Origin of the sequence: Citrobacter sp. CK191, assembly GCF_030333435.1 — a bacterium.
GTDB lineage: Bacteria > Pseudomonadota > Gammaproteobacteria > Enterobacterales > Enterobacteriaceae > Citrobacter_B > Citrobacter_B koseri.
Window position 1 is genome coordinate 112,861 of sequence record NZ_JAOWFX010000033.1, and the last position, 19,549, is coordinate 132,409.

Annotated in this window: 21 protein-coding genes and 1 tRNA gene; 13 read left to right on the forward strand and 9 right to left on the reverse strand. The window is 53.5% G+C overall.

Features of this window, described 5'->3' with window-relative positions; translation table 11 throughout:
* Positions 1 to 3 precede the first annotated feature (3 nt).
* From OGV82_RS17800 to agp, 4 genes are all read left to right on the forward strand, one after another.
* Positions 4 to 699: an ABC transporter ATP-binding protein gene (locus OGV82_RS17800; protein WP_000117262.1), complete on the forward strand. Its 696-nt coding sequence runs from the start codon at positions 4 to 6 to the stop codon at positions 697 to 699.
* The gene (locus OGV82_RS17805) at positions 686 to 1,171 is read left to right on the forward strand and encodes a TlpA family protein disulfide reductase (protein WP_012132911.1); all 486 of its coding nucleotides are present in this window, start codon (positions 686 to 688) and stop codon (positions 1,169 to 1,171) included. Before OGV82_RS17800 ends, OGV82_RS17805 begins: the two co-directional genes overlap by 14 nt.
* A 24-nt stretch (positions 1,172 to 1,195) precedes the next feature.
* Positions 1,196 to 1,681 (forward strand): hypothetical protein, encoded by a 486-nt coding sequence (locus tag OGV82_RS17810; RefSeq protein ID WP_000874189.1) that lies wholly within the window; start codon positions 1,196 to 1,198, stop codon positions 1,679 to 1,681.
* Positions 1,682 to 1,802: 121 nt separating this feature from the next.
* Complete coding sequence (gene agp / locus OGV82_RS17815; protein ID WP_047457637.1) at positions 1,803 to 3,044, forward strand: bifunctional glucose-1-phosphatase/inositol phosphatase; 1,242 nt, start codon at positions 1,803 to 1,805, stop codon at positions 3,042 to 3,044.
* A gap of 36 nt (positions 3,045 to 3,080) precedes the next feature.
* Here the strand turns inward: agp and OGV82_RS17820 are convergent, their stop codons facing one another.
* Together OGV82_RS17820 and wrbA are read right to left on the reverse strand one after the other, a co-directional pair.
* Entirely contained in the window at positions 3,081 to 3,308 is a 228-nt protein-coding gene (locus OGV82_RS17820) for a YccJ family protein (RefSeq protein WP_047457633.1), read from the reverse strand.
* 20 nt (positions 3,309 to 3,328) lie between these two features.
* On the reverse strand, positions 3,329 to 3,925 hold the full coding sequence (gene wrbA, locus OGV82_RS17825) for an NAD(P)H:quinone oxidoreductase (protein WP_047457630.1): 597 nt from the start codon (positions 3,923 to 3,925) through the stop codon (positions 3,329 to 3,331).
* A gap of 385 nt (positions 3,926 to 4,310) precedes the next feature.
* Between wrbA and OGV82_RS17830 the strand changes: the two genes are divergently transcribed.
* Complete coding sequence (locus tag OGV82_RS17830) at positions 4,311 to 4,484, forward strand: con-10 family general stress protein (RefSeq protein WP_012132907.1); 174 nt, start codon at positions 4,311 to 4,313, stop codon at positions 4,482 to 4,484.
* A 201-nt stretch (positions 4,485 to 4,685) separates the two neighbouring features.
* Entirely contained in the window at positions 4,686 to 5,324 is a 639-nt protein-coding gene (gene rutR, locus OGV82_RS17835; RefSeq protein WP_101744370.1) for an HTH-type transcriptional regulator RutR, read from the forward strand.
* On the opposite strand, the gene OGV82_RS17840 is transcribed toward rutR, so the two are convergent.
* Positions 5,321 to 5,716 (reverse strand): lysozyme inhibitor LprI family protein, encoded by a 396-nt coding sequence (locus tag OGV82_RS17840; protein ID WP_071258246.1) that lies wholly within the window; start codon positions 5,714 to 5,716, stop codon positions 5,321 to 5,323. The two genes, rutR and OGV82_RS17840, sit on opposite strands and share 4 nt — an antisense overlap.
* Positions 5,717 to 5,843: 127 nt before the next feature.
* Positions 5,844 to 9,806 carry a trifunctional transcriptional regulator/proline dehydrogenase/L-glutamate gamma-semialdehyde dehydrogenase gene (putA, locus tag OGV82_RS17845; RefSeq protein WP_101744371.1) on the reverse strand — a complete coding sequence of 1,321 codons (3,963 nt, stop codon included), beginning with the start codon at positions 9,804 to 9,806 and terminating at the stop codon, positions 5,844 to 5,846.
* Between putA and OGV82_RS17850 the strand changes: the two genes are divergently transcribed.
* From OGV82_RS17850 to phoH, 3 genes are all read left to right on the forward strand, one after another.
* Positions 9,805 to 10,071, forward strand: coding sequence for a hypothetical protein (locus OGV82_RS17850; protein WP_123907508.1), 267 nt, complete (start codon positions 9,805 to 9,807; stop codon positions 10,069 to 10,071). The two genes, putA and OGV82_RS17850, sit on opposite strands and share 2 nt — an antisense overlap.
* A gap of 157 nt (positions 10,072 to 10,228) precedes the next feature.
* Positions 10,229 to 11,737, forward strand: coding sequence for a sodium/proline symporter PutP (gene putP / locus OGV82_RS17855; protein WP_024130454.1), 1,509 nt, complete (start codon positions 10,229 to 10,231; stop codon positions 11,735 to 11,737).
* A 562-nt stretch (positions 11,738 to 12,299) separates the two neighbouring features.
* The gene (gene phoH / locus OGV82_RS17860; RefSeq protein ID WP_047457616.1) at positions 12,300 to 13,088 is read left to right on the forward strand and encodes a phosphate starvation-inducible protein PhoH; all 789 of its coding nucleotides are present in this window, start codon (positions 12,300 to 12,302) and stop codon (positions 13,086 to 13,088) included.
* Positions 13,089 to 13,559: 471 nt separating this feature from the next.
* Here phoH and OGV82_RS17865 read toward each other — a convergent pair.
* Positions 13,560 to 13,647: transfer RNA gene (locus tag OGV82_RS17865), tRNA-Ser, on the reverse strand.
* A gap of 235 nt (positions 13,648 to 13,882) precedes the next feature.
* Here OGV82_RS17865 and ghrA point away from each other — a divergent pair.
* From ghrA to OGV82_RS17885, 4 genes are all read left to right on the forward strand, one after another.
* On the forward strand, positions 13,883 to 14,821 hold the full coding sequence (ghrA, locus tag OGV82_RS17870; RefSeq protein WP_101744265.1) for a glyoxylate/hydroxypyruvate reductase GhrA: 939 nt from the start codon (positions 13,883 to 13,885) through the stop codon (positions 14,819 to 14,821).
* A gap of 86 nt (positions 14,822 to 14,907) precedes the next feature.
* A complete protein-coding gene (locus OGV82_RS17875) occupies positions 14,908 to 15,645 on the forward strand; it encodes a phosphatase (protein ID WP_012132897.1) in 738 nt (245 codons plus the stop codon).
* 23 nt (positions 15,646 to 15,668) lie between these two features.
* Positions 15,669 to 16,223: a TorD/DmsD family molecular chaperone gene (locus OGV82_RS17880; protein WP_012132896.1), complete on the forward strand. Its 555-nt coding sequence runs from the start codon at positions 15,669 to 15,671 to the stop codon at positions 16,221 to 16,223.
* Between the two features lie 101 nt (positions 16,224 to 16,324).
* On the forward strand, positions 16,325 to 16,807 hold the full coding sequence (locus tag OGV82_RS17885) for a DUF1097 domain-containing protein (RefSeq protein ID WP_065422796.1): 483 nt from the start codon (positions 16,325 to 16,327) through the stop codon (positions 16,805 to 16,807).
* A 118-nt stretch (positions 16,808 to 16,925) separates the two neighbouring features.
* Here OGV82_RS17885 and csgG read toward each other — a convergent pair whose 3' ends face one another.
* The 4 genes from csgG to csgD are packed head-to-tail and all read right to left on the reverse strand — an operon-like array spanning position 16,926 to position 19,278.
* Positions 16,926 to 17,759, reverse strand: a complete 834-nt coding sequence (csgG, locus tag OGV82_RS17890; RefSeq protein WP_024130452.1) for a curli production assembly/transport protein CsgG — start codon at positions 17,757 to 17,759, stop codon at positions 16,926 to 16,928.
* A 26-nt stretch (positions 17,760 to 17,785) separates the two neighbouring features.
* Positions 17,786 to 18,202 carry a curli production assembly/transport protein CsgF gene (gene csgF / locus OGV82_RS17895; protein ID WP_012132893.1) on the reverse strand — a complete coding sequence of 139 codons (417 nt, stop codon included), beginning with the start codon at positions 18,200 to 18,202 and terminating at the stop codon, positions 17,786 to 17,788.
* A 25-nt stretch (positions 18,203 to 18,227) separates the two neighbouring features.
* Entirely contained in the window at positions 18,228 to 18,623 is a 396-nt protein-coding gene (csgE, locus tag OGV82_RS17900) for a curli production assembly/transport protein CsgE (protein WP_012132892.1), read from the reverse strand.
* A 4-nt stretch (positions 18,624 to 18,627) separates the two neighbouring features.
* Positions 18,628 to 19,278 carry a biofilm master transcriptional regulator CsgD gene (gene csgD, locus OGV82_RS17905; RefSeq protein ID WP_012132891.1) on the reverse strand — a complete coding sequence of 217 codons (651 nt, stop codon included), beginning with the start codon at positions 19,276 to 19,278 and terminating at the stop codon, positions 18,628 to 18,630.
* Positions 19,279 to 19,549 lie beyond the last annotated feature (271 nt).

The following is a 19,549-nucleotide window of genomic DNA, read 5'->3' on the forward strand; positions in this document are numbered from 1 at the left end:
GCCATGTCCGTTACGCATATCCCTCAGGTGGCGATCGAAACCCGCCACTTATACAAACGGTTCGGTGACGTTACCGCCCTGGATGACATTAATCTGCGCATTGCGCAGGGTGAATTTGTCGCCATTATGGGCGCTTCTGGTTCTGGTAAAACCACGCTGATGAATATTCTGACGTGCCTTGATACGGCGACGGAAGGGCAGGTGTTTCTTGACGGCACCGATGCCGCCGCGCTGGATGAAGAGGGGCGTCGTCGCTTTCGCGCCGAGAAAATCGGCCTGGTATTTCAGCAGTTCCATTTGATCCCGTTCTTAACTGCGCTGGAAAACATCATGCTCGCCCAGCATTACCACAGCGTGGTGGATGAAGCGGCGGCGAGGAAAGTGCTGGAGCAGGTAGGGCTTGGGCATCGTGTGACGCACCTGCCGAGCCAGCTTTCCGGTGGTGAGCAGCAGCGTGTGTGTATCGCCCGGGCGCTGGTCAACGAACCGCCGGTTATTTTCGCGGATGAACCGACGGGCAACCTGGATGAAGAGAATGAGCAGCGGGTGCTGGATCTGCTCACCGATCTGCATCGTCAGGGGCGCACGATTGTGATGGTGACGCACAACCCTGCGCTTGGGCAGTTTGCCGACCGTATTCTGCGGCTGCAACACGGTAAATATCTGGGGGAGGAGGCCAATCAACATGCGCTGGCATAATGTGCTGTTACTCGCGGCGGCGATCCTGATAAGCGGGTGTAAAGAAGAAAAGCTGGCGGTCGGGGCACCGGCCCCGGCGCTGGCGGCGTTTGATCTGCAAGGCCAGGAGTCAGGCCTTGAACGCTGGCAAGGAAAGGCGGTGTACCTGAATTTTTGGTCTGCGGGATGCGGGGGGTGTCTGGCGGAAATGGACACGCTGGAAGCGCTGAGCAAAAAATGGGGCGATAAAGTGGTGGTTGTGGCGGTCAATACCGATCCTGAAACGGTCAGGATTAACGATCTGCTGGCAAAGCATCAGATAACCTATCCGGTGGTGCGCGATCAGCTCAACATTACCCAGGAACGTTATCAGGTGATCGGCACGCCGACCTCCGTACTGATTGACCCCGAAGGACGCGTCCTGGAGCTACACCAGGGTATGCGTAAGCCGCCTGAGTTAGAGGCCACGTTTGCGCGCCTGGCGGCGCGATGAACGACGCGTACGGAGAGATACCCAATGGCATTTATCTGGAACGACGAAAGCCTTGCGATTCTGCGGGAAAACGCGGGCATCCTCACGACAGAGCAGATAGCGCAACTGCTTCACACCAATATTACCGCCGTGCGGAATATGGCCTATCGGCTGAAACTGAGCCTTCGGGTGACGGCGTATAATCACCGACGCATAGCGCAGGTTCAGGCGCTTTATGCCTCTGAGACGTTGAGTCTCAAAGAGATCGCGGCGAAAACGGGGCTGACGGCCAGTACCGTGCAATATATCGTATACGTGAAATCAAAAAATAAGCCCTACGCCACCACGGAATATGTCTCTTTTGAAACGGAGAACGCCGTTCATTACCGCGTGCAAAAAGAATTTGTCGATACGGAGCGTTCCCTGCTGGACAACATCTCTGATAACACGCGATTTCGTGAACTGTATCTGACGGACGGCACTTTTTATTGCGCCCGCAATATTAAGTATGAGGTTTTTATCTCGGAATAACCGGAACATGCTGACCTGCCGGTTATCTTCTGGAATCTCCCGTTTTGCGAAACCGTTCCCGGAAAAATGTCATATTTCTGTCACACTCTATGAGGATTGATAACAACGAGAGGTTGTAGGGATGAAAAAATCGATACTCGTCGCCGCTGTGGCAGGGGCTGTTTTATTGTCGTCCGCCGCGCAAGCGCAGACAACGCCGGAAGGTTATCAACTGCAACAAGTGTTGATGATGAGCCGACACAACTTGCGCGCGCCGTTGGCCAATAATGGCAGCGTGCTGGAGCAGTCCACGCCGAATCAGTGGCCGGAGTGGGATGTGCCCGGCGGGCAGCTCACCACGAAAGGTGGTGTGCTGGAAATTTATATGGGCCACTACATGCGAGAATGGCTGGCGGAGCAGGGGATGGTCACGTCAGGCGAATGCCCGACGCCGGACACGGTATATACCTATGCCAACAGTCTGCAACGTACCGTCGCGACGGCACAATTCTTTATCACCGGCGCTTTCCCTGGGTGCGACATTCCGGTACATCATCAGGAAAAAATGGGCACGATGGACCCAACGTTTAATCCGGTGATCACCGATGACTCTGCGGCGTTTAGCCAGAAAGCGGTGCAGGCGATGGAAAAAGAGCGCAGCCAGATGCAGCTTGACGACAGCTATCAACTGCTGGCGCAGATGACGGACTACAAAGATTCACCGTCCTGCAAAGAAAAACAGCAGTGTTCGCTGACCGAAGCCAAAGACGCCTTTAGCGCGAAGTATCAGGAGGAGCCTGGCGTTTCGGGGCCGCTGAAAGTCGGCAACTCGCTGGTGGATGCGTTTACGCTGCAATACTACGAAGGCTTCCCGATGGATCAGGTCGCCTGGGGCGAGATTAAATCCGATCAGCAGTGGAAAGTCCTGTCAAAGCTGAAGAACGGGTATCAGGACAGCCTGTTTACCTCGGGTGAAGTGGCGCGCAACGTCGCCAAACCGCTGGTCAAATATATTGATAAAGCGCTGGTGACTGACCGTAGCAGCGCGCCGAAAATTACCGTTCTGGTGGGGCATGACTCGAATATTGCTTCGCTGCTGACGGCGCTGGATTTCAAACCTTACCAGTTGCACGATCAGTACGAACGCACCCCGATTGGCGGCAAGATTGTGTTCCAGCGCTGGCATGACAGCAAAGGCAATCGCGACCTGATGAAAATCGAATATGTGTATCAGAGCTCGCAGCAGTTGCGTAACGCGGACGTCCTGACGCTGAAATCACCGGCGCAGCGCGTCACGCTGGAACTGGCAGGATGCCCGATAGACGCAAACGGCTTCTGTCCTCTTGATAAGTTCGATAACGTGTTGAACAGCGCGGCAAAATAGCAGAGGTTCTCCCCCGCGCAGGCGGGGGAGAAAAGGTCAGACATTTTTACGTTCGATGGTTTGTTCGCCCCAAAATAGCGAATCTTTATCCGTCTTCTCAAAGGCTTTAAGCAACACTTCGTCGCTGCCTTCCTCCCAAATTTTTTCAGCCAGTTTCTCGTCATACTTCGCGACTTCAAAAATGGCTTCGGCTATTTCTGGTGATGTATTACGCAGACTTGCCCATTCGCCGACGTGATGAGCCTTCGCTTCTTGAGTTGGCATTCGAATCCTCCTGTTGAAGATTAGCCGTTGAGTTTTACTGCCAGACCTGCAACATATTCACCCTGATAGCGAGCGATAGAAAGTTCTTCCTGGCTTGGCTGGCGTGAACCATCGCCCCCGGCAATTGTGGTGGCGCCGTATGGCGTACCGCCGCGAACCTGCGAGACGTCAAACAGTTCCTGCGCGGCGTAACCGATAGGGACAATCACCATGCCGTGGTGAGCCAGCGTGGTCCAGGTTGAGGTAATGGTTTGTTCCTGACCGCCGCCGGTGCCTGTCGAGCTGAATACGCTGGCGAGTTTTCCATACAACGCGCCGGATGCCCACAAACCGCCCGTCTGGTCCAGGAAGGTGCGCATCTGGCCTGACATATTGCCAAAGCGCGTCGGCGTACCAAAAATGATGGCGTCGTAATCAGGCAGTTCCTGCGGGGTTGCGACTGGTGCGTTTTGTGTTTTACCTCCGGCCTTTGCGAAGATTTCAGGCTGCATCGTTTCCGGTACGCGTTTGATAATGACTTCTGCGCCGTCCACTTTGTTTGCCCCTTCCGCCACCGCATGCGCCATAGTTTCGATGTGTCCGTACATGGAATAATAAAGCACCAGAATTTTTGCCATTTTGCACTACTCCTCGAGTTAACCGTGTCCGTAGCGATTCGCTACCTCTATTTAAAGATATGACGTCCTGGAGAGAGTGCAAATATCACAACCATTTCTTTGATTTATAACAAAATTTATCAACGTCGTTTTTGTTGCAAAATGATACATTTTTCGCCGTTCGGATTTCTTTAACCATAAGAGAGGCTTATTGATTTCCTGGGGGGATTATTCCTGTCCCCCTGACGAACCTGTTGCAGAATATTACGATTTACTGGTCAGCCGGGGTAACTTCGCTAAGCTTAGTTCCGCGTGGCAATAATTGTGGCGTCTGCCATATGCCGCGTGAGGAGATCTTCCTCAACACCGATGCAATATGATGTCTAATCTATGACGGAGGTCAGTAATGGCAAACCATCGGGGCGGTTCCGGTAATTTTGCGGAAGACCGCGAAAGAGCATCAGAAGCAGGTCGTAAAGGTGGCCAGCACAGCGGGGGCAACTTTAAGAATGACCCGCAGCGTGCATCAGAAGCAGGCAAAAAAGGGGGCAAAAGCAGTCACGGTAACCGTAACAGCTAGCCTGTAAGTTAACGCCATAATGTTTAGCGCATGCCGCTGGTAAACGTTATGATGCCACCGCCGCCGGTTCCTCCGGCGGTTTTTTTGTCCGTAAGATTGAAGTGTCGCCGCAGGCGACGCAAACTAAGCGTCCTGACGTTCAAAAAGAAAAAAGCGCCGTTGCCACGGTATCCTGGCGGCAATAAAACAAGGAGAGGGCGCATGGTTCAACGCGCAGAGAAAAAAACAGGTAAACGTTCACAGGCCGTCAGCGCCAAGCGCCAGGCGATTTTAACCGCTGCATTAAACACGTTTTCCCAGTACGGTATTCATGGTTCACGTCTGGAGCAGGTGGCTGAACTGGCGGGAGTGTCCAAAACCAACTTGCTCTATTATTACCCGTCGAAAGAGGCGCTTTATGTCGCCGTACTGCGACAAATCCTTGATATCTGGCTGGCGCCGTTAAAGGCCTTTCGTGAAGATTTCGCGCCGCTGGTGGCGATCAAAGAGTACATCCGTCTTAAACTGGAGGTCTCCCGTGATTATCCGCAGGCTTCCCGGCTTTTTTGCATGGAGATGCTGGCGGGCGCGCCGTTGCTGATGGAAGAACTGACCGGGGATTTGAAGGCGCTGATTGACGAAAAATCGGCATTGATTGCCGGATGGGTAAACAGTGGAAAACTGGCGCCCGTCGATCCGCATCACCTGATCTTTATGATTTGGGCTTCAACGCAGCATTACGCCGATTTTGCGCCTCAGGTCGAAGCGGTAACGGGCGCAACGCTGCGTGATGAAGCCTTTTTCAATCAAACGGTCGAAAGCGTACAGCGGATGATTATTGAAGGCATTCGCGTACGTTAACCGGCAGGCGGCAACGGACAGCTCAAATCGCCTTCCTCACATTGCAGCAGCGAAGCTAAAAACGCTTCGCGTTCGTCCGTTTTGTCCGTCATGCACTGGCTGGCGATCATCGGCTGTATACTGCCGCCTTCCGTGCCGGAACTGACCAGCGCGCAGTCGGCGTCCCGCAGGGCAATCCAGGCGATTTGCGCTTTTTTCAGCAAGTCACGCTGCGGCGGTTCGGCGCGTTTTAGCGCATTCTGGTACGTTTCATTGAGTTTTTTATCGGCAGTTTGAAATTGCGCGGCGGCGCAGGTGTTCATCTCCATTTGCGTGCTGGCGTTGGCGCAGTCATCGGCCAGTGCCGGAGCGCTGAGTAGCAGCGCAGCGCATGTGAATATAATTCGCTTCATACTTCCCTCTGGCTCTAAAACATTGCCGGATGGCGGCTTTGCCTGATCCGGCCTACAAATGTGTTTTGTAGGCCCGGTGAGCCGTAGCGCCACCGGGCATTTTCCAAAGCCTTAATTAACCACAGCCTTAACCAATTGTCATCAGGCTGGCGTTACCACCTGCCGCAGCGGTGTTAACGCTGAGCGAGCGCTCGATATACAGACGCTCCAGCAGGATATTGGTTTCACCACGGGCAAAGCCCTGTACCGACACGATCGCGCCGTCACGGGCGGCTACCGCCTCGCACAGCGCCCGTAGCTGATCGGAATCGCCGTGGAAGATCACCGCATCGAACGGCTGCGAAGTCAGCGTGTCCGCTTTCGCAAACTGAATACGTTCACAAACCGCAGCGGGCAGGCGCTTCGCCAGTTCGCGATGGAAGGCATCGTCCGGCCACAAAATCAGACTCCCGACCGCTGTCACGGCGGCGACCTGCACCAGAGCGTCCTGCTCGTCATCAGCCAGACACAATACGCGTTCACGCGGCAGTAACGTCCAGGTATTGCGCTCACCGGTAGGGCCGGGCAGCAAACGCTGGGTTCCGGCCTGCGCCAGCTCGCTAAACTGCTGACAAAGCGTATGCAAAGCCGGGCGATCCGCCGCCCACCCGGTCAGCGCGTCAAGCGGCTGAGTCAGCGCGGCTTTAAGCTGGGCATCTACCGGGTAGTCCGCATCCTGACGGGCAAGCGTAATGCCCAGCGCGTTTTCCGGGCGATTTGCCAACAGACGGTAGAGATAGAGCGGACCGCCCGCTTTCGGCCCGGTGCCGGACAAGCCTTCGCCGCCGAATGGCTGGACGCCCACGACCGCGCCGACCATATTACGGTTGACGTACAGGTTGCCTGCGTGTGCTGAACCGGTGACCTGCGCAATGGTCTCGTCAATTCGGGTATGTACGCCCAGCGTCAGACCGTAGCCGGAGGCGTTGATCTGCGCAATCAGTTCGGGAAGGTGGTTGCGCGTGTAACGCACCACATGCAGCACCGGCCCGAAGATCTCTTTTTGCAGCTCATCAAAACTTTCCAGCTCAATCAGCGTTGGCGGAACAAAGGTGCCGCTTTGCCATTCGCGCGCATCGTCGCTGTTTTCACGTACGGCCTGGAATACCGGACGACCTTTCGTACGCATCGCCTGAATATGGCGCTCGATATTGGTTTTGGCTTCGTTATCGATAACCGGGCCAATGTCGGTGGTCAGACGGCCCGGATTGCCCATGCGGCATTCCGCCATTGCCCCGCGCAGCATTTTCAGGGTGTGGTCGGCGATATCATCCTGCAAGCACAGTATGCGCAGCGCCGAGCAGCGTTGCCCGGCACTGTCAAACGCAGATGCCAGCACATCCACAACCACCTGTTCGGTAAGGGCGGAGGAGTCCACGATCATGGCGTTCATCCCGCCGGTTTCCGCAATCAGCGGAATCGGGCGACCCTGCGCATCCAGACGGGTGGCGATGTTACGCTGCAATAAGCTGGCGACTTCGGTCGAGCCGGTAAACATCACGCCGCGTACGCGCTCATCGGAGGTTAACTGCGCCCCAACGGTTTCCCCCTGGCCGGGCAGCAACTGCACTACGCCCGGCGGAACACCGGCTTCCAGTAAGATGGCGATGCCCTGGGCGGCAATCAGCGGCGTTTGTTCCGCCGGTTTCGCCAGGACGCTGTTGCCCGCCGCCAGCGCAGCGGCAATTTGTCCGGTGAAGATGGCCAGCGGGAAGTTCCACGGGCTGATACAGACGACCGGGCCTAAAGGACGATGCGTTTCGTTATCAAAGTCATCGCGTACCTGCCCGGCGTAGTAGTGGAGGAAATCCACCGCTTCGCGTACTTCTGCAATGGCATTACTGAAGGTTTTCCCGGCTTCGCGTACCAGAATGCCAATCAGCTGCTGCATTTGGCCTTCCATTAATACCGCCGCGCGTTGCAGGATGGCGGCGCGTTCCTGCGGTGGCGTGGCAAACCAGATAGGGGCGTTGTTAACCGCGTTTTGCAGCGCTTGTTCAACGTCCGCAGCGCTGGCTTCGCGCACGTAGCCGACGATGTCTTTCGGCTCTGCCGGGTTGATCACCGGCGTCATCTCTCCGTCAGCGACCGGCTGTTCCAGCATCGGTTTGGCCTGCCATTTTTGCAGCGCATTATTCAACAGGGCGGAGGAGAGGGAAGCCAGACGGTGTTCGTTAGCCAGATCCAACCCGCCGGAGTTTTCCCGGCCTTGTCCGTAGAGGTCGCGAGGCAGCGGGATTTTCGGATGCGGCAAGCCGGTTTGCCCTTCTTGCTGCGCCAGTTTTTCCACGGCCTCCACCGGGTCGGCGACCAGTTCATCCAGCGGCAGCGTGGCGTCGGCAATACGGTTAACGAAGGAGGTGTTAGCGCCGTTTTCCAGCAGGCGGCGCACCAGATACGCCAGCAGCGTTTCATGCGTGCCGACTGGGGCATAAATACGACACGGACGGTTGAGTTTGCCATCCGCCACTTTACCGGTTACCTGCTCGTACAGCGGTTCGCCCATGCCGTGCAGACACTGGAATTCATACTGGCCCGGATAGTAGTTCTGCCCCGCCAGTTGATAAATCGCCGCCAGAGTATGGGCGTTATGGGTCGCAAACTGCGGGTAAATCAGATTCGGTACGGCGAGCAGTTTTTTCGCGCAGGCCAGATAAGAAACGTCGGTATAGACCTTGCGGGTGTAAACCGGGTATCCCTCCAGTCCGTCCATTTGGGCGCGTTTGATTTCACTGTCCCAGTACGCGCCTTTCACCAGGCGGATCATCAGGCGACGACGGCTGCGCGTGGCGAGATCAATCAGATAATCAATCACAAACGGGCAGCGTTTCTGATAGGCCTGAATCACGAAACCGATGCCGTTCCAGCCAGCCAGTTCCGGCTCAAAACAAAGTTTTTCCAGCAGGTCGAGGGAGATTTCCAGACGGTCAGCTTCTTCGGCGTCGATGTTGATGCCGATATCATACTGACGCGCCAGCAGCGTCAGGGATTTCAGGCGCGGATACAGCTCCTCCATCACGCGGTCATACTGCGCGCGGCTGTAGCGCGGGTGCAGGGCGGAAAGCTTGATGGAGATCCCCGGCCCTTCATAAATTCCGCGTCCGTTAGACGCTTTGCCAATGGCGTGAATAGCCTGCTGATACGAAACCATATAAGCCTGCGCATCGGCGGCGGTCAGCGCCGCTTCGCCTAACATATCGTAGGAGTAGCGAAAGCCCTTGTCTTCCAGCTTACGCGCATTTGCCAGCGCTTCGGCGATGGTTTCGCCGGTGACGAACTGCTCGCCCATCAGGCGCATTGCCATGTCCACGCCTTTGCGGATCAGCGGCTCGCCGCTCTTACCGATAATCCGGTTCAGCGAGCGAGAGAGACTGGCTTCGTTATGGGTAGAGACCAGCTTGCCGGTAAACAACAGACCCCAGGTGGCGGCATTAACAAACAGCGACGGGCTGCGGCCAATATGCGACTGCCAGTTGCCGTTGCTGATTTTGTCGCGGATGAGCGCGTCACGCGTCGCTTTATCCGGGATACGCAGCAGCGCTTCTGCAAGGCACATCAGCGCGACGCCTTCCTGTGAGGAGAGGGAGAACTCCTGCAACAGCCCCTGCACCATCCCGGCGCGGCCGCTGGCCGTTTTCTGGTTACGCAGTTTCTCCGCCAGTTGATAGGCCAGCTTGTGGGCCTGTTCGGCCACCGGTTGCGGCAGACGCGCCTGCTCCATTAACATCGGCACCGCATCGGTTTCGGCGCGACGGTAAGCTGCGGTAATCGCGGCGCGGGAGACCGACTGAGGCAGGATCTGCTCGGCAAACTCAAGGAAAGGCTGGTGGTTTTCTTCCTGCTGTGCGGTTGACTCATCGCCTTCATTGGCGGCGCCAGCCAGCAGGGCGGGCAACTCCGGTAACGCCTCGTCGCTTTCCAGTTTTTCCAGATAATTAAAGATTGCCTGTTTGATCAGCCAGTGTGGGGTGCGATCAATTCGTGTTGCTGCTGTTTTAATACGCTCGCGCGTCGCGTCGTCCAGCTTAACCCCCATCGTGGTGGTTCCCATGCCGTCTACTCCTGTTGTTCTGATATGTGCTGCTGATAGTTATCGAGAAATATCCACCATGTTGCAACTTTGTGCAACCTCGTTAAATGTGACCTGCCTTGCAAGCTTAAAAATGAATGAAATGTTAAAAGAAGAGACGCTTCTGGATGGGATAAAAACAATAACCAAATCTTTTTCTCTGCGGCAGTTAACACTTTTGAAAGGTGCAACCTTAAAAAATGTGAGAGAGTGCAACCTGGAGAAAAATAGTATCCCACCCGAATAAAATTTGATGTAAATGATGTGTTAAATCGATTGTGAATGACCACCGCTTCCGGCAGGATACGGTCGCCCTGGTAAACATAAACACCATTGCCACGTTCCGGCAGGGTATAAAACGGCAGCTCTTATTATTGCCGGCACATAAAATCTGGAGACTTTTGATGGCTATTAGCACACCGATGTTGGTGACGTTTTGTGTCTATATCTTTGGCATGATATTGATAGGGTTTATTGCATGGCGTTCGACCAAAAACTTTGATGACTATATTCTCGGCGGCCGCAGCCTTGGGCCGTTTGTGACGGCATTATCCGCTGGCGCATCTGATATGAGCGGCTGGCTGCTGATGGGTCTGCCGGGGGCGATTTTCCTGTCGGGGATTTCTGAAAGCTGGATCGCGATTGGTCTGACGTTAGGGGCATGGATTAACTGGAAACTGGTGGCGGGACGTTTACGCGTCCACACTGAATTTAATGATAACGCCCTGACTCTGCCGGATTATTTTACCGGGCGTTTTGAAGATAAAAGTCGCGTTCTGCGCATTATCTCTGCCCTGGTTATCCTGCTGTTTTTCACCATTTATTGCGCATCGGGGATTGTGGCAGGGGCGCGTCTGTTTGAAAGCACCTTTGGCATGAGCTATGAAACCGCGCTGTGGGCGGGGGCGGCAGCCACCATTATCTACACCTTTATTGGCGGCTTCCTGGCCGTGAGCTGGACCGACACCGTCCAGGCCAGCCTGATGATTTTCGCCCTGATTCTGACGCCTGTTATGGTGATCATCAGCGTCGGCGGTTTTGGTGACTCCCTGGAAGTGATTAAACAAAAGAGCATTGAGAATGTGGATATGCTCAAGGGACTGAACTTTGTCGCCATTATCTCCCTGATGGGCTGGGGGCTGGGCTACTTTGGTCAACCGCATATTCTGGCGCGCTTTATGGCGGCGGATTCTCACCACAGCATCGTGCACGCGCGTCGCATCAGTATGAGCTGGATGATCCTGTGCTTGGCGGGGGCGGTGGCTGTCGGCTTCTTCGGCATTGCTTACTTTAACAATAACCCGGCACTGGCCGGAGCGGTGAACCAGAACTCGGAGCGCGTGTTCATTGAACTGGCGCAAATCCTGTTCAACCCGTGGATTGCCGGTATTCTGTTGTCCGCTATTCTCGCGGCGGTGATGTCGACGTTAAGCTGCCAGTTGCTGGTGTGCTCCAGCGCGATTACCGAAGATTTGTATAAAGCCTTCTTGCGTAAAGGCGCGAGCCAGAAAGAGCTGGTATGGGTAGGGCGCATTATGGTGCTGGTGGTTGCGCTGGTGTCTATCGCGCTGGCTGCTAACCCTGAAAACCGCGTGCTCGGTCTGGTGAGCTATGCGTGGGCGGGCTTCGGCGCGGCGTTTGGCCCGGTCGTGCTGTTCTCGGTGATGTGGTCGCGTATGACCCGTAACGGCGCGCTGGCCGGAATGGTTATCGGGGCGCTGACGGTTATTGTCTGGAAACAGTTTGGCTGGCTGGATCTGTACGAAATCATCCCTGGCTTCATCTTCGGCAGCATCGGGATTGTGGTCTTTAGCCTGCTGGGTAAAGCGCCGTCGTCGGCTATGCAAGAACGTTTTGCGAAAGCGGATGCGTATTACCACTCCGCACCGCCGTCGCGTTTACAGGCAGAGTAATCTGACCGCTGCCCGTTTACTTTCATCGCCCGCCATGCGCGGGCTTTTTATTCAGAATTGTGGCGTGTTTCTCTGTATGTCGATGAATGAAAGTATTAATTTTTACTATGAGCGTTCAGGTGAAATAATTTTGTAATATCTCTGTAAGAGACTATTGCCAGTGCAAAGGGGAACTTTAGTTAATGCATGGTAAATATGTTGTTGCATTAATGATAAATTATGTTGTACTAATACGTAATAGCGGTAGTTCCCGGCAGTGATGACACTTTTCACTATGGAGATCGCGAATGGTAAGGTCCTGTACTGGACACGTTTTTCGCAGTAACAGCAATAACTTATGCGGATGCCTCTCCTCCGGTAGCCCTGTCGTCACCGCTAAATTCCTCTCACTTCCTCTTTTTATCCCTGTTACTGACGCCGTATTCGGTGCGCGTAGCCGTGTAGGGCGTCTTTTCAAAAAGCAAGCTATGGCTTACAAGGAAGCCAACCCTCAGATGTTCGTGCGCATAATCGTGCCGCCAACGGCGCGTGTGATGTATACCAACAACTCAAGGTGCTATCCATGGGAAGACAAAAAGCAGTGATCAAAGCTCGTCGTGAAGCAAAACGTGTGCTGAGACGGGATTCGCGTAGCCACAAACAACGTGAAGAAGAATCGGTCACCTCGCTTGTGCAGATGAGCGGCGTAGAAGCGATAGGTATGGCGCGTGATAGCCGTGACGCCACACCAATCGTAGCGCGAAATGAGGCTCAGGAGCACTACCTGAATGCTATCGAGAGTAAACAACTGATCTTCGCCACTGGCGAAGCCGGGTGTGGAAAAACCTGGATCAGTGCGGCAAAAGCAGCAGAGGCTCTGATACATAAAGATGTAGACAGGATTATTGTTACCCGTCCGGTTTTGCAGGCCGATGAAGATCTCGGCTTCTTACCAGGCGATATATCCGAGAAGTTCGCGCCTTATTTCCGGCCCGTCTATGACGTGCTGGTGAAACGCCTGGGCGCATCTTTTATGCAATACTGCCTGCGGCCTGAGATTGGTAAGGTGGAAATCGCGCCGTTCGCCTATATGCGCGGACGTACATTTGAAAATGCAGTCGTCATTCTTGACGAGGCTCAGAATGTGACTGCTGCGCAAATGAAGATGTTCTTAACGCGCCTCGGGGAGAACGTGACGGTTATCGTAAATGGCGACATTACCCAGTGCGATTTACCGACTCATGTTCAATCAGGGTTAAGTGATGCGTTAGCTCGCTTTGAAGAAGATGAGATGATAGGTATTGTCCGTTTCCATAAAGACGACTGCGTGCGTTCGGCATTGTGCCAACGAACCCTTCATGCCTATAACTGAAGCGTCGTCAGATCTCATAGCCCGGGAAACCGGGCTTTGTTTTTTTGTAGGCCGGATAAGGCGCTTGCGCTGCCATCCGGCGATGTGCAGGCGCCCGGTGGCGCTAACGCTTACCGGTCCTGGGGTGTTCTTGTAGGCCGGATAAGGCGTTTGCGCTGCTATCCGGCGATGTGCAGGTGCCCGGTGGCGCTAACGCTTACCGGGCCTACGGTGTTCTTGTCAGCCGGATAGCATGTGCAACATGCAAAAAAAAGCCCGTACTTTCGTACGAGCTCTTTTTCTGAATATGGCGGTGAGGGGGGGATTGACTCGCTTCGCTCGCCCTGCGGGCAGCCCGTTCTCTGCGTTCGCGGTCTGTCCAACTGGCTGCCGCCAGTTGTCGAACCCCGGTCGTGGGTTCTCATCCCCCCACAGCGCGTGCAACATGCAAAAAAAAAGCCCGTACTTTCGTACGAGCTCTTTTTCTGAATATGGCGGTGAGGGGGGGATTCGAACCCCCGATACGTTGCCGTATACACACTTTCCAGGCGTGCTCCTTCAGCCACTCGGACACCTCACCATATTGTCGTTCCAGTGTTGCTGGAACGGGCGCTAATTTAGGGAAATACGCCCCCGGCGTCAATCACCTTTTCTAAAAAATCGTGCAATTACACAAACTTCAATCAACATGCAGTTTAAATAAGCGGAAACTGCTTTTTTTGCCAGCATCTCTAAATTTGTTATGCTGATGATCCCTATGAAAATGATGATAATAAGTGCGAGTAAATTCCGCACAACAACACTCAGGAGTCAATATGGAGATAATGTTCTATCACCCGACCTTCGATACGGCCTGGTGGCTTAACGCTTTGGCAAAGGCGATTCCCGGCGCGAATATTCGTGAATGGAAACCCGGTGATAACGAACCTGCGGATTATGCGCTCGTGTGGCATCCGCCGGTGGAGATGCTCGAAGGACGGAAGCTAAAAGCCGTATTTGCGCTTGGCGCAGGTGTGGATTCCATTCTGAGTAAGCTCAAAGCGCACCCGGAAATGCTGGATGCCTCTATCCCGCTGTTCCGCCTGGAAGATACCGGCATGGGCCTGCAAATGCAGGAGTATGCCGTGAGCCAGGTGCTGCATTGGTTCCGCCGTTTCGATGATTATCAGGCGCTGAAAAACCAGTCAACATGGCAGCCGCTGCCGGAATATGATCGCGATGAATTCACCGTCGGTATTATGGGGGCGGGGGTGCTGGGCGCCAAAGTCGCTGAAGCGCTCCAGGCATGGGGATTCCCGCTTCGCTGCTGGAGCCGTAGCCGTAAATCCTGGCCTGGCATAGAGAGTTTTGCGGGAGCTGAGGAGTTAGGCGCATTCCTGAATCAAACAAGGGTGCTGATCAACCTGCTGCCAAATACGGCGGAGACGGTGGGCATTATTAATTCCAGCTTGCTCAATCAGTTACGGGATGGCGCTTACCTGCTTAACCTGGCGCGTGGCGTGCATGTTAATGAGGACGATCTGCTTGCCGCGTTGAATAGCGAAAAACTCAAAGGGGCGATGCTGGATGTTTTCAGCCGCGAGCCGTTGCCAAAAGAGAGTCCGCTCTGGCAACACCCTCGCGTGGCGATGACGCCGCACATTGCCGCCGTCACCCGCCCGGCGGAAGCCGTGGACTATATTTCGCGCACCATTACGCATCTGGAGCGCGGCGAATCCGTGACGGGTCAGGTCGATCGCGTTCGCGGCTACTGATGACAACCCGGTTAGCGCCGGGTTTCGACTAATAAATGGCGACGATACCTGCTATCCTTGTCGGAAAACGACTACAGGAGTGAGTTATGTATCCCGTTGACTTGCATATGCATACCGTCGCCAGCACCCACGCATACAGTACCTTGCACGATTATATTGCCGAAGCGAAACGCAAAGGTATTAAGCTCTTTGCCATTACCGATCACGGCCCGGATATGGCCGATGCTCCGCATCACTGGCACTTTATCAACATGCGTATCTGGCCGCGTCTGGTTGACGGGGTGGGCATTCTTCGCGGTATTGAAGCCAACATCAAGAATATTGATGGCGAGATTGACTGCACGGGCCCGATGCTGAACTCGCTGGATGTGATTATCGCCGGTTTCCATGAACCGGTTTTCGCGCCGCACGATAAAGAGACCAATACCCAGGCGATGATTGCCGCGATGGCCAGCGGAAATGTGCATATTATCAGCCATCCGGGTAACCCGAAGTATCCTGTCGATATCACCGCGATTGCGCAGGCGGCGGCTAAATACCAGGTGGCGCTGGAAATCAATAACTCGTCATTCCTGCATTCGCGCAAAGGCAGTGAAGATAATTGCCGCGCGGTGGCCGCAGCCGTGCGTGACGCAGGCGGATGGGTAGCGTTAGGGTCGGATTCCCATACTGCGTTTACACTCGGTGAATTTGCCGAATGCCGGAAGATCCTGGATGAAGTGGATTTCCCGGAAGAACGCGTTTTAAACGTTTCGCCAGGACGCTTACTGAGATTTCTGGAATCGCGCGGTATGGCGCCGATCCCGGAGTTTGCTGAACTTTAATTGCTGATAACTGGAATATATCAATGAATGAGTTTTCTATCCTGTGTCGTGTGCTGGGATCGCTGTATTACCGCCAACCGCAGGACCCTCTGCTGGTTCCTCTGTTTACGCTGATCCGCGAGGGTAAATTGTCGGCAAGCTGGCCGCTGGAGCAGGATGAGCTTCTGGCGCGGTTGCAAAAAAGTTGCGACATGACCCAACTGGCGGCGGACTACAATGCGCTGTTTGTCGGTGACGAGTGCGCCGTGTCGCCTTATCGCAGCGCCTGGGTGGAAGGGGCGAAGGAGTCCGATGTTCGCGCGTTTCTTTCCGCTCGCGGTATGCCGTTGGCGGATACCCCTGCCGACCATATCGGTACGCTGCTGCTGGCCGCCTCCTGGCTGGAGGATCAGTCTGCTGAAGATGAGAGCGAAGCGCTGGAAACGCTGTTTATTGAATACCTGCTTCCCTGGTGCGGAACTTTCCTTGGCAAAGTGGAAGCCCATGCCGCGACGCCATTCTGGCGTACGATGGCGCCGTTGACGCGTGATGCGATCGGTGCAATGTGGGATGAGTTACAGGAAGGCGCTGAAGAGTAAATGTGATCATGGTCACTTTGTTATGCAACGTGATTAATTGTCTTGCATAAAATGTGTGCGTGATCTCATTCGTATGCCGCTTTTCTGCTATGATGCGCGGCATGAATATACTTATCTCCATTGCAATCACAACGGGCATTCTCTCCGGTATCTGGGGATGGGTGGCCGTTTCCTTTGGCCTGCTCAGCTGGGCGGGTTTTCTGGGCTGTACGGCCTATTTTGCCTGCCCGCAGGGCGGCCTGAAAGGGTTATTGATTTCTGCATGTACGCTCCTGAGCGGCGTGGTGTGGGCGCTGGTGATTATTCACGGCAGCGCGCTGGCTCCGCATCTGGAGATCGTCAGTTACGTCATGACGGGAATCGTCGCGTTTTTGATGTGCGTTCAGGCGAAGCAACTGTTGCTTTCTTTTGTGCCTGGCACCTTTATCGGCGCATGCGCGACGTTTGCAGGGCAGGGGGACTGGCGACTGGTTCTGCCTTCGCTGGCGCTGGGACTCGTGTTTGGCTATGCGATGAAAAATAGCGGGCTGTGGCTGGCGTCTCGTCGGGTAAGAGATTCTTCGCCGACGGCGGTCAGCAAATAAAAAAGCGTGAGGTTTCCTCCCACGCTCATATGATGTCAATCCTGATGGCGCAAACTTATTCTGCCTGTTGTAGGCCCGATAAGCCTGCGCCATCGGGCATTCTACGGTTGGCGAAATATCAGGATTCCGGCGGTACGGACATGTGGCGGTATTTCACCAGAATGTCGTTCTGACGCTCCGCTTTGTTCTGCAAATCCCACAGACCGCGATCGATCCCGTCGTTAATCAGGAAGATAACACCCGTTTCAATCGCTGACATCAGACACAGCATCACCGGTTCATTAGAGGTGTAGCCGATTTCACCTTCCAGCAGTCGCTGGTAATCAATAAAGCGGAACACCCCGGCCTGCACTTCATAGGAAAGGATGGTCTTGCTGGTATTGACCGAAGAGAGGATCTCGCCGGTGCTGACGTTAACCACGCGCAGGTTTACCGCAATCTGGTCAAGCTGATACTGCGTATCCGCACCGATACCGAAGTACCGCGCACCGACTCCGCCTGACTTCACGTTGCTTTCGTAACCGATAATCGACCCTTCCACCATGATATTCGCGGCGGTGAGGGACTGAAGCGGGATTCGGTTATTGATAGCCACCGTGCCGTTTTCCTGCGCTGCACGAATAATTTTGCGTTCGTTCAGCAGGTTTTGCAGTCCCTGACGCTCCAGCGGGATAAACCAGCGGGAGTCTTTCAGCGCGGTTACCAGCATCGCGGTGGCGCTCTGCGGAACGGCAGTCGAGAAGTTACTCGCCGGATAAGGTTTAAACTGGCCAGTTTCATCCTGAATATTATAAACCGAGACAAAAATCTTACCCGTTGGCATCGGCAGGTGCGTCAAATCTTTATAGCTTTGCGCACGAGGCATTAATGTCGGTTTCGCGGCTTCTTTAGGCGGGGCGGTTAAGCATCCGCTCAGTAAACATACTGCAACCAAAATAAGTAAGCGCTGCATGATTATTGTCCTTTGGTAGCTGGGGCTTAGAAATCGGTTGACTGTGTTTGCAAACCTGACACTTCAATCGTCGAGGTTTTCCCGGTTTTCCTGTCCGTGACATTAAGTCGTAGTTGCCCATCCCGGTTGGCGATATCAATGATAAAATCATTGGTCACCATTCTGCCTGGTTTGCCGGTGTTAATATTTGTCAGCAATCCGCCAAGGATTTGCGATTGAATAGCCTGCGTAAAGTTATCCAGGGCAGACGGGGTTTCAATCCCGAAGTCGTCGTAATAACTTGGGTCCTTATAAGAGTTTTGTGCCTGAGCGCTATTTAATAAAAATGCGCCGTTATTTGGGTTTCCACCAAAATTAGGATTTCGGAACTGGAATGTCATATTTCCGGCCCAACTTAATGGTGAAATAAGCATGAGCATAACTACTGCATGTTTGACACGCATGGCAGCCTCCAGACTAAATCATATTTTAGAATTCATCGCGCGCTAAATCACTCGTGCTTAATAGCGTTTGATCTATTTGCCGACGATTTAATGCTTCTTCAGTTTGCGCCAGAGCGAAGTCAACGGTTCGCTCGAAGTCTCTTTTCGTTGGGAATAAAAAAGTCTGGAATATAACGTCCTGATTTACCGTTATCGTAATCCAACTTCCCCAACGCGCACTGGGTCTTTCATTGATGGTCAAATTGCCTGTGTACTCACTTTCCCATTTGTCGCTGAAGGCGCGATAAAAATTGTGGCCGACTGATGAGACGGTATGGTCAGTTAAGAGTCCGGGAACTTCCACTTCAACTTCCGCAGCGTGAAGATTCCCTGCGGCAAGCAGTAATTCTGCTGCCACAATCCAGGTCAGATAGCGTTTCATGGCTTTATCGCCTGAGGTTATCGTTTGCCCACGAGACCGCCTGAGTACGGTTTTTAACAGCTATCTTTTTGAAAAGATTATAAAGATGTGTTTTTACCGTATTCTCGCTGATAAAAAGCGAGCGGGCGATTTCAATGTTTGAGGCGCCGATTCGCAGTTTATTGAGGATCTCTTTTTCACGATGAGTGAGAAGCGCTGATTCCGTGCTGTTGTAACGGTAGTTCCCTGAATGGGTGATCAGGTAACTGGCCAGCTTTTGCGAAAAATAGCATTCGCCTCGCAGGATCCCCTGCAAGCCGTTAACGACACGTTCTTCATCCTCCGTTGCGTAAAACACGCCATTGATATGTGGCCAGTTTTCAATATCACGGAAGGGATAGTCGTCGGGAGTATTCAACAATAACGTCTTGATATTGTTGTTTTTCCGACTCAAATTGTCTTGCCAGTAATGGATAATTTTTTTATCCGCTTCCATCATATCCAGTAAAACAATGCAGCTGGCGGATATATCATCCAGAGAACGTTGAATATTATGTAGTTTTCCGGTAACAGCCAGTGATTGCTTTAAATGCTGCAATAATGCAGTGGCCTGTAAAGATGGTTTTGTGATCAACAATAATGTATGACCATGAATACTATGGACTTCATTAAACATGATGAAACCCCACTTTTTTTAGTCGCACATCTGACAGCTGCCTCAGCTAAAATACGAGGCACCAGAAGTACTGACAGATGTTGCACTGCTGTGTGTAGAAATAAAACATCAACCCAAAAAGGGTAAAAATATTAAAACAGATGGACTACAACTGATTTCAATCTAGTCATTACAAACCTTAAAGCAAGTGTTAAACTTGTAACAAAATGTAAAATTATATATTCATATGTTAATGTGTGGATTTTTTAGAGATTAGATTTGATAGAAAAGT

Excerpts from the sequence above, each read along its gene's own strand:
- OGV82_RS17800 (WP_000117262.1), top strand. The coding sequence starts at position 4 with ATGTCCGTTACGCATATCCCTCAGGTGGCGATCGAAACCCGCCACTTA.
- OGV82_RS17805 (WP_012132911.1), top strand. The coding sequence starts at position 686 with ATGCGCTGGCATAATGTGCTGTTACTCGCGGCGGCGATCCTGATAAGC.
- OGV82_RS17810 (WP_000874189.1), top strand. The coding sequence starts at position 1,196 with ATGGCATTTATCTGGAACGACGAAAGCCTTGCGATTCTGCGGGAAAAC.
- agp (WP_047457637.1), top strand. The coding sequence starts at position 1,803 with ATGAAAAAATCGATACTCGTCGCCGCTGTGGCAGGGGCTGTTTTATTG.
- OGV82_RS17820 (WP_047457633.1), bottom strand. The coding sequence starts at position 3,308 with ATGCCAACTCAAGAAGCGAAGGCTCATCACGTCGGCGAATGGGCAAGT.
- wrbA (WP_047457630.1), bottom strand. The coding sequence starts at position 3,925 with ATGGCAAAAATTCTGGTGCTTTATTATTCCATGTACGGACACATCGAA.
- OGV82_RS17830 (WP_012132907.1), top strand. The coding sequence starts at position 4,311 with ATGGCAAACCATCGGGGCGGTTCCGGTAATTTTGCGGAAGACCGCGAA.
- rutR (WP_101744370.1), top strand. The coding sequence starts at position 4,686 with ATGGTTCAACGCGCAGAGAAAAAAACAGGTAAACGTTCACAGGCCGTC.
- OGV82_RS17840 (WP_071258246.1), bottom strand. The coding sequence starts at position 5,716 with ATGAAGCGAATTATATTCACATGCGCTGCGCTGCTACTCAGCGCTCCG.
- OGV82_RS17850 (WP_123907508.1), top strand. The coding sequence starts at position 9,805 with ATGCCGTCTACTCCTGTTGTTCTGATATGTGCTGCTGATAGTTATCGA.
- putA (WP_101744371.1), bottom strand. The coding sequence starts at position 9,806 with ATGGGAACCACCACGATGGGGGTTAAGCTGGACGACGCGACGCGCGAG.
- putP (WP_024130454.1), top strand. The coding sequence starts at position 10,229 with ATGGCTATTAGCACACCGATGTTGGTGACGTTTTGTGTCTATATCTTT.
- phoH (WP_047457616.1), top strand. The coding sequence starts at position 12,300 with ATGGGAAGACAAAAAGCAGTGATCAAAGCTCGTCGTGAAGCAAAACGT.
- ghrA (WP_101744265.1), top strand. The coding sequence starts at position 13,883 with ATGGAGATAATGTTCTATCACCCGACCTTCGATACGGCCTGGTGGCTT.
- OGV82_RS17875 (WP_012132897.1), top strand. The coding sequence starts at position 14,908 with ATGTATCCCGTTGACTTGCATATGCATACCGTCGCCAGCACCCACGCA.
- OGV82_RS17880 (WP_012132896.1), top strand. The coding sequence starts at position 15,669 with ATGAATGAGTTTTCTATCCTGTGTCGTGTGCTGGGATCGCTGTATTAC.
- OGV82_RS17885 (WP_065422796.1), top strand. The coding sequence starts at position 16,325 with ATGAATATACTTATCTCCATTGCAATCACAACGGGCATTCTCTCCGGT.
- csgG (WP_024130452.1), bottom strand. The coding sequence starts at position 17,759 with ATGCAGCGCTTACTTATTTTGGTTGCAGTATGTTTACTGAGCGGATGC.
- csgF (WP_012132893.1), bottom strand. The coding sequence starts at position 18,202 with ATGCGTGTCAAACATGCAGTAGTTATGCTCATGCTTATTTCACCATTA.
- csgE (WP_012132892.1), bottom strand. The coding sequence starts at position 18,623 with ATGAAACGCTATCTGACCTGGATTGTGGCAGCAGAATTACTGCTTGCC.
- csgD (WP_012132891.1), bottom strand. The coding sequence starts at position 19,278 with ATGTTTAATGAAGTCCATAGTATTCATGGTCATACATTATTGTTGATC.